Origin of the sequence: Paraburkholderia sp. FT54, from assembly GCF_031585635.1 — a bacterium.
Taxonomy (GTDB): Bacteria; Pseudomonadota; Gammaproteobacteria; order Burkholderiales; family Burkholderiaceae; genus Paraburkholderia.
The window spans coordinates 2,438,925-2,451,823 of sequence record NZ_CP134196.1 but is presented as its reverse complement, the minus strand read 5'-3'; the positions used below and the strand labels follow the sequence as shown (position 1 = coordinate 2,451,823).

The 12,899-nt window shown below is 57.0% G+C and carries 11 protein-coding genes and 1 pseudogene; 6 read left to right on the top strand and 6 right to left on the bottom strand.

All coding sequences use genetic code 11. The features are described 5' to 3' along the window. Positions 1-8 precede the first annotated feature (8 nt). The 4 genes from RI103_RS30600 to RI103_RS30585 all read right to left on the bottom strand — a co-directional run bounded on the left by RI103_RS30600 (position 9) and on the right by RI103_RS30585 (position 4,564). Positions 9-1,145, bottom strand: a complete 1,137-nt coding sequence (locus RI103_RS30600; protein ID WP_310816403.1) for an acyl-CoA dehydrogenase family protein — start codon at positions 1,143-1,145, stop codon at positions 9-11. An 11-nt stretch (positions 1,146-1,156) separates the two neighbouring features. After that, positions 1,157-2,362, bottom strand: coding sequence for an acyl-CoA dehydrogenase family protein (locus RI103_RS30595; protein WP_310816401.1), 1,206 nt, complete (start codon positions 2,360-2,362; stop codon positions 1,157-1,159). Between the two features lie 13 nt (positions 2,363-2,375). Further along, positions 2,376-3,557, bottom strand: coding sequence for an acetyl-CoA C-acyltransferase (locus RI103_RS30590; protein WP_310816400.1), 1,182 nt, complete (start codon positions 3,555-3,557; stop codon positions 2,376-2,378). A 272-nt stretch (positions 3,558-3,829) separates the two neighbouring features. Then, positions 3,830-4,564, bottom strand: coding sequence for an SDR family oxidoreductase (locus RI103_RS30585; protein WP_310818614.1), 735 nt, complete (start codon positions 4,562-4,564; stop codon positions 3,830-3,832). 177 nt (positions 4,565-4,741) lie between these two features. Here RI103_RS30585 and RI103_RS30580 point away from each other — a divergent pair, with 177 nt between their 5' ends. The 6 genes from RI103_RS30580 (at position 4,742) to RI103_RS30555 (ending at position 11,540) form a co-directional block, all read left to right on the top strand. Further along, a complete protein-coding gene (locus RI103_RS30580) occupies positions 4,742-6,310 on the top strand; it encodes a class I adenylate-forming enzyme family protein (RefSeq protein ID WP_310816399.1) in 1,569 nt (522 codons plus the stop codon). A 161-nt stretch (positions 6,311-6,471) separates the two neighbouring features. Then, positions 6,472-7,302: an IclR family transcriptional regulator gene (locus tag RI103_RS30575; protein ID WP_310818613.1), complete on the top strand. Its 831-nt coding sequence runs from the start codon at positions 6,472-6,474 to the stop codon at positions 7,300-7,302. A 182-nt stretch (positions 7,303-7,484) separates the two neighbouring features. Then, positions 7,485-8,108 (top strand): 2-hydroxychromene-2-carboxylate isomerase, encoded by a 624-nt coding sequence (locus RI103_RS30570; protein ID WP_310816398.1) that lies wholly within the window; start codon positions 7,485-7,487, stop codon positions 8,106-8,108. Between the two features lie 88 nt (positions 8,109-8,196). Further along, positions 8,197-9,183: a nitronate monooxygenase family protein gene (locus tag RI103_RS30565; protein WP_310816395.1), complete on the top strand. Its 987-nt coding sequence runs from the start codon at positions 8,197-8,199 to the stop codon at positions 9,181-9,183. A 50-nt stretch (positions 9,184-9,233) separates the two neighbouring features. Continuing rightward, complete coding sequence (locus RI103_RS30560) at positions 9,234-10,886, top strand: AMP-binding protein (protein WP_310816394.1); 1,653 nt, start codon at positions 9,234-9,236, stop codon at positions 10,884-10,886. A gap of 9 nt (positions 10,887-10,895) precedes the next feature. Continuing rightward, a complete protein-coding gene (locus tag RI103_RS30555; RefSeq protein ID WP_310816393.1) occupies positions 10,896-11,540 on the top strand; it encodes a glutathione S-transferase family protein in 645 nt (214 codons plus the stop codon). Here the strand turns inward: RI103_RS30555 and RI103_RS39725 are convergent. Both RI103_RS39725 and bktB read right to left on the bottom strand, forming a co-directional pair. Beyond that, positions 11,500-11,640, bottom strand: a pseudogene (locus tag RI103_RS39725) (3-hydroxyacyl-CoA dehydrogenase NAD-binding domain-containing protein); the annotation flags it as partial. The gene RI103_RS30555 and the pseudogene RI103_RS39725 sit on opposite strands and share 41 nt — an antisense overlap. A gap of 42 nt (positions 11,641-11,682) precedes the next feature. Beyond that, positions 11,683-12,870, bottom strand: coding sequence for a beta-ketothiolase BktB (gene bktB / locus RI103_RS30545; protein WP_310816392.1), 1,188 nt, complete (start codon positions 12,868-12,870; stop codon positions 11,683-11,685). Positions 12,871-12,899 lie beyond the last annotated feature (29 nt).

Here is a 12,899-nt window from a genome sequence, read left to right as displayed (position 1 = left end):
CGTCGAACTCATACACGTGCCTCAAGCGCGATGTACCTGCGGAGATGATGGTCCTCGTCGCCGAGTTGATGATCGATCATCACAAGGCGCTTTGCGTAGTGGGACATGGCGAGTTCCCAGGTCATGCCGATGCCGCCGTGCAACTGGATTGCCTCTTCAGCGACAAACGTCCCCGTGCGCCCAACGGTTAGCTTCGCGGCTGAGAGCGCCCGTTCACGTCGTGGACCTTCGTCCTGGACTGCTGCCGCGGCATTGATTACTGCGGAACGAGCCTGTTCAATCTCGAGGAGGACGTCGGCCATTCTGTGCTGTAGAGCCTGAAAACTGCCGATCGGTGCGCCAAACTGCTTGCGCGTGCGCAAATAGTCGAGCGTTTGCTCCTTCACGAACTCCATTGCTCCCACGGCTTCTGCGCACAATGCGAGGACGCCGTAGCCGACAGCATGTTCAAGTATCCGAAGGCCTTCGCCAGCTTGGCCGATGAGTGAGTCCGGGCCAAGAACAACATTGGAGAAGCGAATCTCGGAAGCCCGACTGGCATCAATATTCGAGTACGAGATTTTGTGCAGGTTTGCCGCGTCGGCCGGGACAATGAATAGCGAAATGCCGTCGGTGTCCTGATCCGATCCAGAAGTACGCGCCGGAACGAGCAAGACATTGGCGATATCTCCATACGGTACAACTGCCTTGTGGCCGTTCAGTATCCAACCTCCCGGTACCGCGGTCGCCGTTGTGCGTACAGTCGCCAGGTCATAGTGGGCACCCGCTTCATCGAGCGCAGCAGCAGCGACCGTCGTGCCCTCGATCAGACTGGGCAGGTATTTAGCTTTCTGTGTCTCTGAAGCTGCGAACTCGATAGCCTTGCCGAATAGCAGCGTGCCAGGCAACGGGCCAGATACCAGCCCTCGGCCAAGACACTCAAAGACAACGGCAATGTCGAAGCCGTGACCGCCATAGCCTCCAGACTGCTCGTCAAATAGAGCTGAAACCACGCCGAGGCTGTTCAGACTGTCCCATAGCCGACGATTATGTTCATCGAGTCCGTGATCGTTTGGCGCGTGTGTACCGGGTGGCCGGCGGGTCGACAAGAGTCGATTCAGGCTGTCGGCCAGCATCCGGCGATCTTCGGTATGCTCAAATTTCATCCTGATCTTCCTCAGAGCCCAAGAATGGATTTGGAAATAATGTTCTTCTGAATCTCATTCGAGCCGCCATAGATCGAGAGTTTGCGATTGTTCAGGTATAGCGGGGTGACGGAGGATGCGCCGGCAGGACCGACACCCAAAACGTCGTCGCCGTGCAATGCCTCCTCAATATAGGGGAGCGCGTACGGACCCAAAGCCCTGCGCATCAGCGAAGAGATCTCCTGTCGTATTTCGGTGCTTTTGATTTTTAGCATTGAACTCTCCGCACCCGGGGCGCCGCCGGACGTCGCTGAGGCAATAACGCGAAGATTGGTGGTCTTCATGTTTTCAAGTTCGATCTCGACGCGCGCGACACGAGCAGCGAAATACGGATCTTCGATGAGAGGACGTCCTCGCAGAGTCTGGCTTTTGGCAATCCGTTTGAGCCGATCGAGCAGGGCGACGGACAGGCCGACACCCGCGATATTGGTTCGTTCGTAGGTAAGCAGATACTTGGCGTATGTCCAGCCTTTGTCTTCTTCTCCAATGAGGTTTTCGGCGGGAACTCTTACGTCACTGAAGAACACCTCATTAACTTCGTGTTCACCATCAAGCGTGATAATGGGGCGCACGTCTACACCTTCCGACTCCATATCGATCAGAAGAAAACTGATTCCCTCCTGCTTGCGGCCTTCCGAGGAAGTTCGAACGAGGCAAAAAATCTTGTTGGCATAGTGCGCAAGAGTGGTCCATGTCTTTTGCCCGTTGACGATGTAGTGTTCGCCCTGGGAGTCGATTTGACGTACTGCGCTTGTGCGGACCGACGCCAGATCGGAACCGGACCCCGGCTCGGAATAGCCTTGACACCACCAGTCGGATCCGTCGAATATTCTGGGCAGCCATTGTCGTTTTTGCTGTTCTGTTCCGTACTTGATAACAACCGGTGCGAGCATGTTCACCCCAAATGGGACGATGCGAGGCGCACCAGCAAGCGCGCATTCGGTCTCGAAGATGTATTTCTCGGTGGGCGTCCAGCCGGTGCCTCCATATTCGATGGGCCAGTGAGCGGCCAGCCAGCCTTTGGCGTTCAGGATGCAGTGCCAATCGTGGAGGTCTGCACTAGTCAGTCGAATTCCGTTGCGTACCTTGTTTGAAATACGCGCAGGCAAACTGCCTTGCAAGAAAGCTTGCACGTCAGAGCGGAAACGGTTTTCCTCTGCGCTAAATTCGAGGTCCATCTGCTCTGCCTCCTTAAAAGATCTCAAAGAGGGCCGCCGCACCCATGCCGCCAGCAATACACATTGTGACTACGGCATATTTCACACCGCGTCTACGTCCTTCAATGAGAACATGGCCGGCAAGGCGTGCTCCTGTCATTCCGAACGGATGGCCTAGGGCAATTGCGCCTCCATCCACATTGAGGCGTTCAGACGGGATGCCGAGTTTCTCCTGGCAATAAATCGCCTGCGATGCAAATGCCTCATTCAATTCCCAAAGTCCTATGTCATCTACCTTGAGATTGTGTCGAGCAAGCAACTTGGGTACGGCCAGCGTCGGTCCAATCCCCATTTCATCAGGCTCGCAGCCAGCGACAACCATTCCCCTGAACGCACCGAGGGGATCAATGTTTGCCCGTTCGGCATCCTTAGCGTTGATCAGTACACACGCCGACGCACCGTCGGACAATTGAGACGAGTTCCCGGCTGTCACGAATCGATCTGGGCCTTTTACTGGCTCAAGCCGCGAAAGGCCTTCGAACGTGGTGTCGGGCCGATTGCATGTGTCTTTGTCGATCGTGACTTCTTTCAGCGTGACGACGCCCGTATGTCTATCCTTGACCGCCATCGTGGTGGTGACAGCGATTATCTCTTCCTTGTATCTGCCTTCAGCCTGCGCCCGCATAGTCTTCTGCTGGCTTGCGAGGGAGAATTGGTCTTGCGCTTCGCGGCTGATGCCGTAGCGCTTTGCGACGATGTCACCCGTATCGATCATGGCCATGTACAGGTCAGGCTTATGCTCCGCAATCCACGGATCGAGGTGTTTGTCGGCGTCTTCGCGAGTCTGGATTGCGGTTATGCTTTCTACGCCCCCGGCAATCACGGCCTGTGCGCCATCGACGACAATACGTGCGGCCGCCGAGGCGATTGCCTGAAGTCCCGAGGCGCAAAAGCGGTTTATGGTTGTCCCTGCAATGGATAGAGGGAGGCCTGCCCGCACGACAGTCTGGCGCGCTATGTTGCGCCCGGTGATGCCCTCTGGATATCCGCAGCCGAGAATCGCGTCTTCGATCAGGGACGGGTCTACGCCGGAGCGGTCTACAGCTGCTCGAACGGCCCATGCAGCGAGGGTCGGCCCATGTGTCCGGTTGAACTCTCCACGGTGAGACTTTGCAAGCGGAGTTCGGGCGGTGGAAACAATAACGGCTTCACGCATATGTTTTTTCAGGAAAGAAGTAGGTCGTTAATCGTTTGAGCGGTAAAGGTCGTGTCCTTGACCTGCTAGCTGGACAAGAAGCGGGGAGCCGTCCCTATTGCGGGGTTGGTCTCCGCGAACCGGATGGCATCCAGGAGCTTTGCACGGACCCTGATGCCCAGTGGATTCAGAAGGGGACTGCTGATTGCAATGTCAAGGACGGACCGATCCAGCCGCCGGGCTACGGATTGGTCAGACGTGCCGCTGCTCATTCCTGCCAGCTTCCGATCCGCTCACCACCCTTCCATCCAGGGCCGAATGTCGAGTTCATGCGTCCACGCATCGCGAGGCTGCTGATGCAGCATCCAGTAGGTGTCGGCGACATGTTCGGGATTGACGATTCCGTCGACTTCCTTGAGTTTGTAACGATCGGGGAAGTTCTCGCGGATAAATTCGGTGTCGATGGCGCCGTCGACAATCAACTGTGCAACATGTAATCCTTTAGGTGCCAATTCTTTGGCCATCGACTGAGCCAACGCGCGCAACGCGTGCTTCGCGCCGGAAAACGCTGCGTAACCGGCCCGGCCGCGCAAACTCGCAGTGGCGCCAGTGAAAAAAATCGAGCCTCTTTCACGGGGCAACATCACTTTTGCCGCTTCCCGGCCCATCAGGAAGCCGGCAAAACACGCCATCTCCCAAACTTTCTGATACACGCGGGCAGTGGTATCCGTGATGTCGAATTTGACGTTCGCGCCAATGTTGAAAATGGCCGCTTCGACTGGAGCAATGTTCGCTTCGATCTCCTGAAACAGGGAAACCATTGCTTCTTCTTTTCGTGCATCCGACCCGAAGGCGTACGCCTCACCGCCTTCCGAGCGAATCTGTTCGACAAGGGGCGTGAGCTTCTCCGGATGTCTGCGGGTCACGCATGCGACGTAACCCTCGCGCGCAAAACGACGTGCGATTGCTCCGCCGGTCGCGTCGCCGGCCCCGATCACCACTACAGCCTTTTTGGATGTTGCCATCATGTCTCCGAAATTGAACTGCAGCGCAGAATGATGAACTGCACTGCGATCCATTATCGGAATGCATTCTGGGAAAGTCAAAGATTTTTTAAGTCGGCATCAATGAAAAATTTGCGCTGACGAACTGCATTGCAGTATAGTGAACTGCAGAGCGATACAGAAATGACTCGGAGACACCGCATGACCGTCCTGCTGAACGAGCTTCCGCTACGGCGCATTCACCACGTGATCGACCCATGGGTCAGTGCAACTCCGGATGCCCCCGCCTTGCTCGACCGGATTGCCAGCCTGACTTACAGGCAGTTGCACGAGGCGGTTGAGGAGGCTGTGGAGCGCCTCGGCGAGCTTGGCGTGCGATCAGGTGATCGCGTACTCATTGTTTGCGAGAATTGTGTCGCGGTAGGCGTGCTCCTGCTGGCGCTGAGCCGGTGTGATGCGTGGGCTGTCGTGGTCAATGCGCGTCTGTCACCGCGGGAGATCGATACATTCGCTGAGCATTCGGGTGCGAGGCGTGTCATCTATACGCCTGACGTTTCTCTTGAAGCCGGGGCACATGCCCGGCGGGTTGGAGCAAAGGAGGAATTCTGGTCGCTGACTGGCCGTCTATGTATCGGGCCGCAGAACGAGTCGGCTGTGGCAGAGCAAACGCACACTGATCCCGCGGAACAGGTCGCGGTCATGATTTACACGTCCGGCACCTCAGGCAGCCCGAAGGGCGTCATGCTGACGCATTCAAATCTCTTATACATATCGGAAGTCGCACGAACGGTCAGGCTCCTGTCGCCGCAAGATACGGTTTATGGCGTCTTGCCCATGGCGCATGTGGTGGGACTCTCATCGCAACTCCTGGGAGCGCTTGCCTGCGGTAGCAAGTTGTTCATTGAGTCGCGCTACTCGGCGGAGGCGCTGGCCGACGCGATACTGAAGCGCGGCGCGACAGTTTTCGTCGGTGTCCCTGCGATGTTTTCGAAGTTGCTTGAATGGTCGCGCGCGAATGGCGTAGATATAAGTCGCCATCAGCTACGTTCAGTCGGTGCGGCAGGGTCGCCGTTGACTCCGGAACTTAAGGAGCAGGTCGAGGCGGCCATGCAGACAACCCTGCAAAACAGCTATGGGCTGACAGAGACCTCGCCGACCATTTGCCAGACATTGCTGCTGGCCGCCCCCCGGAACGACTGTTCCGTTGGACCACCTGTACCGGGCGTCGAGGTTCGTATGATGGGACGTGACGGCCGCGAGGTAGCTCGTGGCGAAGTTGGCGAACTGTGGGTGCATGGACCCAACGTGATGAAAGGCTACTACCGCGCATCGGACCTGACGGCAGAATCGATTCAGGATGGTTGGTTCAATACTCGCGACCTCGCTAGACAGGCCGCGGACGGCGGTGTCTTCATCATGGGACGTACCCGCGAACTGATCATCCGCTCAGGGTTCAACGTTTTTCCGGCCGAAGTCGAGCAGGCGATAAATTCCTATCCTGGGGTAGTTCAATCCGCAGTAATCGGCCGTCCCGCCGAAGGAAACGAACAGGTTATTGCTTACGTGGAGCCCGAAGCCAATGTCTACATTGACACTGACGATCTGAATAGCTGGGTTCGGCAGCAACTTGCGCCGTACAAGGTGCCAGCAGAAATTCACGTGATAGGAAAACTCCCGGCCGCGCCGACTGGGAAAGTGCTAAAAAGCAATCTCCGCGCGCTTGACGTGCTACGAAGCGCGGAGCGCCACGCGACGCATCCTGGTGGCTGACAGGGAGGGTGGCAAGCCCGCTTCTTCGTACTGGACGCGTGGTATCGTGTCGCGGCTCGCGGCGCCGACCAGGGTGCCCGGGTGTTGCAAAGTGCATTGTGCGACGCGCAAACTCGACAATCCTCTACGAACGGCGATCGGCCGGAGATGAAAAATTGAATATGAACACAGCGGAAGGCGATCACGTGAACGATGACGCAGCGGACGAGGAGTCAGGTTCTGATGGCGCGTCTGATCGTCATTTTGTTACGGCCCTCGCTCGCGGCCTGGAGGTATTGAGTTGCTTTAAGACGGGCGATAACTTTCTGGCAAATCACGAGATCGCACAAAAATGCGGGTTGCCGCGTTCAACCGTTACGAGACTGACGTACACGCTGACCAGGCTGGGCTATCTTCATCTGGTGCCGAACAGCGGTAAATATCGCCTCGGGACAGCAACGGTTGCATTGGGCAGCGCAATGCTGGCAAAACTCGACGTGCGTCAGGTCGCCCGTCCGTTCATGCAGTTGCTTGCCGCAGAGACTGAGGCCATTGTTGCGCTGACAACGCGCGACCGGCTTTCGATGCTGTACCTGGAATGTTGCAGGGGAAGTTCTATCGTCACCCTTAGCCTGGACGTAGGCTCGCGCATACCCTTGGGCACCACGGCCGCAGGCCGGGCGCTGTTGGCCGGATTGCCCGCGCCCGAACGTGCAGATCTGATGGAACGAATCCGCGCGCTGGACGACGCTGCTTGGCCTGCGATAAGCGCAGGTATTGTGCGGGCGGTTGATGAGTATGAGGCGACCGGCTGTTGCTCTTCTCTCGGAGACTGGGTGAAGGGCGTGCACGGTATCGCCGTCCCATTCAATCCGGGGAGGGGGCTGCCGGTTATGGTCATGAGTGTTGCAGGCGCTGCACAAGCGTTCCCAAAAGATCAGTTGATGCACTTCGCTCCGAAGTTGATCAATGTGGTCAAAAGCATTGAAGAAAATCTCGGCAAGATGCCGTAGCTGAACAATGTGCGCGGTGGCATCGGTGCTTTTCGGTCGATGACGGTGCCCGGACGATCATTTTCAGCGTGGATGGTTGTTGTTTGGTGATCGATTGGTCATTGCGAATTCCAGTCGCAATGACTGTTTGCGAGTGCATATGCACAATATAGTGCATATTGAACGATATGACGGGAGACAACGTGAGTAAGGTCCAGGTTGATTTTCTTTTTGACTTCGGCAGTCCAAATGCGTACCTCAGCCACAAGGTGATCCCGCATGTCGAGGCGCGTCACGAAGTGGTGTTCAGGTACGTGCCTATTCTGCTAGGAGGGCTATTCAAGTTGACTGGGAATCAATCACCTGCAGACGCCTTCTCCCGCATCAAGAACAAACCACAGTTCAGCAAACTCGAAACTGCCAGGTTTGTTGCCCGACATGGGATCACGGAGTACCGATACAACCCGCATTTTCCGATCAATACCCTAAAGCTGATGCGTGGGGCCGTTGCAGCCCAGCTGGACGGAACGTTCGACTTGTACGTGACTTCAGTGTACCGGTTCATGTGGGAAGACGAACTGGACATGGGCGACCCTGCCGTGCTTTCCGCGGCACTCGATAAGGCTGGTCTGGACGGCAAAGGATTTGCACAGCGGATCGACGTTCCCGAGGTCAAGCAGCGGCTGATCGACAATACCCAGGAAGCTTTTGAAAGAGGAGCATTTGGCTCCCCCACTTTCTTTGTTAACGACGAAATGTACTTCGGCAAAGACCAGCTGCGCGATGTCGAAGAAGAAATCATCAGGCTGACTGCCCCTCGGGCCTGAAAGAAGTGGCCAACGGGTAGAAGCAGCGCCCTGCAGGCCTCGCTTGCAGCGGTACTTTTCCAAAATCGTTTTACGACGGAGTATGTGTATGGCTATTCCCAGCATTCTGCATAACAGGCTTTCCGTTCCGGTCGTCGGTTCGCCTTTGTTCATCATTTCGAACCCTGATCTCGTCATTGCACAATGCAAAGCCGGGATTGTCGGCTCCTTTCCTGCTTTGAATGCACGACCTGAAGGGGTGCTTGAGCAATGGCTCGATCGCATCACAACCGAGTTGGCGGAGCATGACAGGAATCATCCGCAGCGACCATCGGCACCGTTCGCGGTCAATCAGATTGTCCATCGATCAAACAATCGTCTCGACACGGATATGGAAGTCTGCAAGAAGTATCGGGTACCGATTGTCATCACTTCACTCGGAGCGAGGAAAGAGATCAATGACGCAGTCCATGGGTGGGGAGGGATTGTGTTTCACGATGTCATCAACAACGTGTTTGCACGTAAGGCAATCGAGAAGGGCGCAGACGGACTGATCGCAGTTGCAACCGGTGCGGGTGGTCACGCCGGCGTGCTTTCGCCGTTCGCTCTTGTTCAGGAAATTCGGGAATGGTTCGATGGCCCGCTATTGTTGTCAGGCGCAATTGCCAACGGCAACTCGATCCTGGCAGCGCAGGCGAGCGGTGCCGACCTCGCCTATGTCGGCAGTGCTTTCATCGCCACGGAGGAGGCCAATGCCGTCGAAGGCTACAAGGACGCCATTGTCGAAGGCAGGGCATCAGACATCGTTTATACGAATCTGTTTACGGGTGTGCATGGCAACTATCTGCGCAAAAGCATTGTTGCAGCGGGACTCGATCCAGATGGCCTGCCTGAGTCAGACCCGTCAACCATGAATTTTGGATCGGGAAGCAATGCAAAGGCCAAAGCCTGGCGGGACGTGTGGGGCGCAGGCCAGGGAATCGGTGCTGTAAAGCAGATCGTACCTGCAGCAAAACTGATAGAGCGGCTGAGGCACGAGTATGACCAGGCGCAATCACGACTGGCATTTCCGGAATCAAGCCTGCGCAGTGTCTAACAACTTGCGAACTTACCGTCACAATCACCCGATGACAGAGAGAAAGCAGTATGGTCCCTTCCCGCATCTCCGATACTGAAGACGTCGTTACTAACCCTTATGCCGGCTATGACATCGCCACATGGCTAGTCGAGCTTGCTGCACGTCGAGGAGATCATCCCTTCCTCATATGGGATCCCTTCGATGGCCACGGTCGTACGTACAGCTATGCGGATCTTCTTGACCATGTGCAGCGTCTCGCGGGCGGTATGGCTGCCCGTGGAGTAAAGGCAGGTGACCGCGTCGTTGTCCACATGGAGAACTGTCCCGAAGCAGTGTTGGTTCGCTTTGCGTGCGCCTGGCTTGGCGCTGTGTGCGTCGCAACGAATGCGCTGGCAGCTGGACCCGAACTCGCCTATCTGGTTGCCGCTGCGCGCGCTGTTTGTGCCGTGACCCAGTCGCATCTCGCTCCACTTCTCGCAGAACATTGCTCCCAACTTGCCTGGATTGCTGTAGTGAATGCTGAGGCCGAAGGCGGTGAGAGTGCGGTAGCGGCTCAGAGGCTCTTTGACTTCTCAAGACTGTATGCCAGGCCTCTGCCTCGCAGGCCGGCCGATCCTTTGGCCCAGGCATCGGTGATGTACACCACCGGTTCTACTTCTCGACCAAAGGGTGTTGTCTGGACGCATGCCAATATCCTTTGGGCGGCGGAACTAAATGCGCGGCAACAGCGCTTGCAGGACGACGATGTTCACCTGCTCTTTCTTCCGCTCTTCCATGTCGTTGGCCTGTCGTGGTGCTTCTTTTCGACAATGTGGGCCGGTGGCACGGTCGTCCTTCAGCCAAAATTCTCCAGAAGCCGCTATTGGGACAGCGCGCTGCGGCACAGGGCGAGTGTAGGCTCTCAGGTGCACTTCACCATGGCAGCGCTGAAGGCCGAGCCGGTACCCGACCACAACTTCCGCGTCTGGGTAACTTCCCGACATGACCACGCCTTGTCATCCTTTTACCGTGTTTCAATGGTAGCCGGATGGGGCATGACTGAGGTGCTGACCCAAGTTATCGTATCGACGCCCAGCCACGGAAAATTGACGGGCGGCATCGGTCGACCGAGCCATGCATATCAGGTGCGAGTAGTGGACGACGAGGCACGCCATGTTAGAGCGGGTGAAACAGGTCGTCTCCTCGTTGGCGGCCGTCGCGGACTCTCAATTTTCAGCGAATACGATGGCGACGAGCGCACGACGGAAGAGTCGTTCGATTCGGCAGGCTATTTTCTAACAGGAGACCGAGTCAGGCTCGACAACGATGGCTGGATGGAGTTCGCCGACAGGCAGAAAGACATCATCAAGGTTGGCGGCGAGAATGTTTCAGCAGCGGAAGTCGAGGCGACCATCGCAACGCTGCCTTCTGTGAAAGAGGTCGCGGTCGTCGGTAAGCCTTGTGCAATGTATAACGAGGTGGTCGTCGCATACGTTGTCGCAAGCCCGGACCTTGATCCGGACCAGATCCGACTGTTGCCAGAAATGGTGCGTGAGCATTGTGCGCAAAACCTGGCAAGATTCAAAGGACCGAGTGAGGTTCTGCTTATCGAGAGCCTGCCGCGTATCGGAATCGGCAAGGTTGCAAAGGCTGTCTTACGCGAACGCGCCGCAGCGGACCCCTCGATACGTACCGGCACGACTCGAGCGGACGCGCCTGGACCCACGCATGGCAATCAATAGCCACTGACCATGATCGACCTCTATCATTGCGCCCGGTCGCGATCGTTTCGCCCTCTGTGGATGCTCGAGGAACTGCAACTGCCTTATCGGCTGCACGTCCTGCCATTTCCTCCGCGGGTAAAGGCGCGAGAGTACCTGGGATTGAATCCGCTAGGAACCGTCCCGTGTTTCATTGACGAAGACGTGATCATGACGGAGTCTAGCGCGATCTGCCAGTATCTGGCAGATCGGGACGAAACCCATCGCTTCGCCGTTTTGCCATCGGATTCAACGTACGCGCGATACCTTAATTTTTTGAGTTTCGGTGAAGCCACGCTGACGTTTCCGATCGCCATTTACATGCGATACACGCGCCTCGAACCCGAGGAAACGCGAGCACCTCGGGTGGCCGACGATTACCGGCGCTTTTTCTTCGGGCGCCTTCGGGCAATCAGCGCAATTCTTTCCAAAGACGATTACGTGTGCGGTGCCCGTTTTACAGCAGCTGATATCTCGGTCGGATATGCGCTCATATTCGCGGCAATGAACGGGCTACAGGATGACTTTCCACCGCAAGTATCCGCGTATCTCGAACGGCTGCGCGCAAGAGATGCCTTCGGGCGGGCGCTGAATGCAGAAAGTGCTCCGGATCGTCAGGATGGGAAGCAAGCGTAATGTGTCCGCGTGATCCCGCCAACGATGTGATGGAGATCGACGAGGTGTTCGTCGCGATAATCGCGCGTTGTTTTGCGACCGCTTCGATCTCCTTCAGGATCGTGCGTTCAGCTCGCTCTTGCAGTCAAATAGTTCATAGCGACTATTGAAGATTCTCGAAGATGGCTGCGATACCCTGACCGCCGCCGATGCACATGGTCACCAGCGCGAAGCGGCCGTTCACACGCTTCAGTTCATGGAGAGCCTTGACGGTGATCAATGCGCCCGTTGCGCCGATTGGATGACCTAGTGAAATACCGGAGCCGTTGGGATTCACTTTGGCAGCATCGAGCTGGAGTTCTTGTGCGACGGCGCAGGCTTGTGCCGCAAATGCTTCGTTTGCTTCGATCACGTCGATATCGCGAATATCCAGGCCCGCGCGTTTGAGTGCGATGCGTGTGGCTGGCACGGGACCGATACCCATGTAGAGCGGATCCACGCCGGCATGAGCGTAGGACACGAGGCGGGCCAGCGGCTTGATCCGGCGTTGTTCCGCGGCACTGCGCTCCATCAACAGGATCGCGGCGGCGGCGTCATTGATGCCGGATGCGTTGCCCGCCGTCACGGTGCCATCGGTCTTCTGGAAAGCGGGTCGCATACCGGAAAGGTCGTCGAGGGAGACGTCCGGACGCACGTGTTCGTCCGTATCGAACGACACTTCTTTCCCCTTGACTCGACGCGTCACGGGAACAATCTGCTCCTTGAAGCGCCCTTCGGCGATCGCGCGCGCTGCACGGCGGTGCGACTCCACAGCCAATGCGTCCTGCTGCTCGCGCGTGATGCCATATTTCTGTGCAACATTTTCCGCCGTGATTCCCATCGGAACGGTATGGAATGGATCGTTCAGTGCGCCCAGCATCATGTCGATCAGACGCGCATCGCCCATCCGCACGCCAAAGCGTGTGTCGGGAGTGATGTAAGGCGCACGGCTCATGTTTTCTGCGCCGCCGCCGATGGCAACGTCGGCGTCACCCAGCAGAATGGCTTGCGCGGCGGAGATAATGGCCTGCAATCCGGAGCCGCACAGACGGTTCACGGTCAGTGCCGGCGCTGCCTCGGAGACACCGCCGTTAATGGCGGCCACACGTGCCATGTACATGTCTTTGGGTTCAGTCGCAATGACATTGCCGAACACCACGTGTCCCACCTGATCGCCGGCAACCTTGGCGCGTGCCAGTACCTCTCGTACTACAAGGGCTGCAAGCTCCGTCGGCGGCACGTCTTTCAGGCTTCCGCCGAATTTCCCAATCGCGGTGCGTACACCACTCACAATAACGACTTCTCTTTGCACGTCGCAATCCTTGATTTAGATGACACACG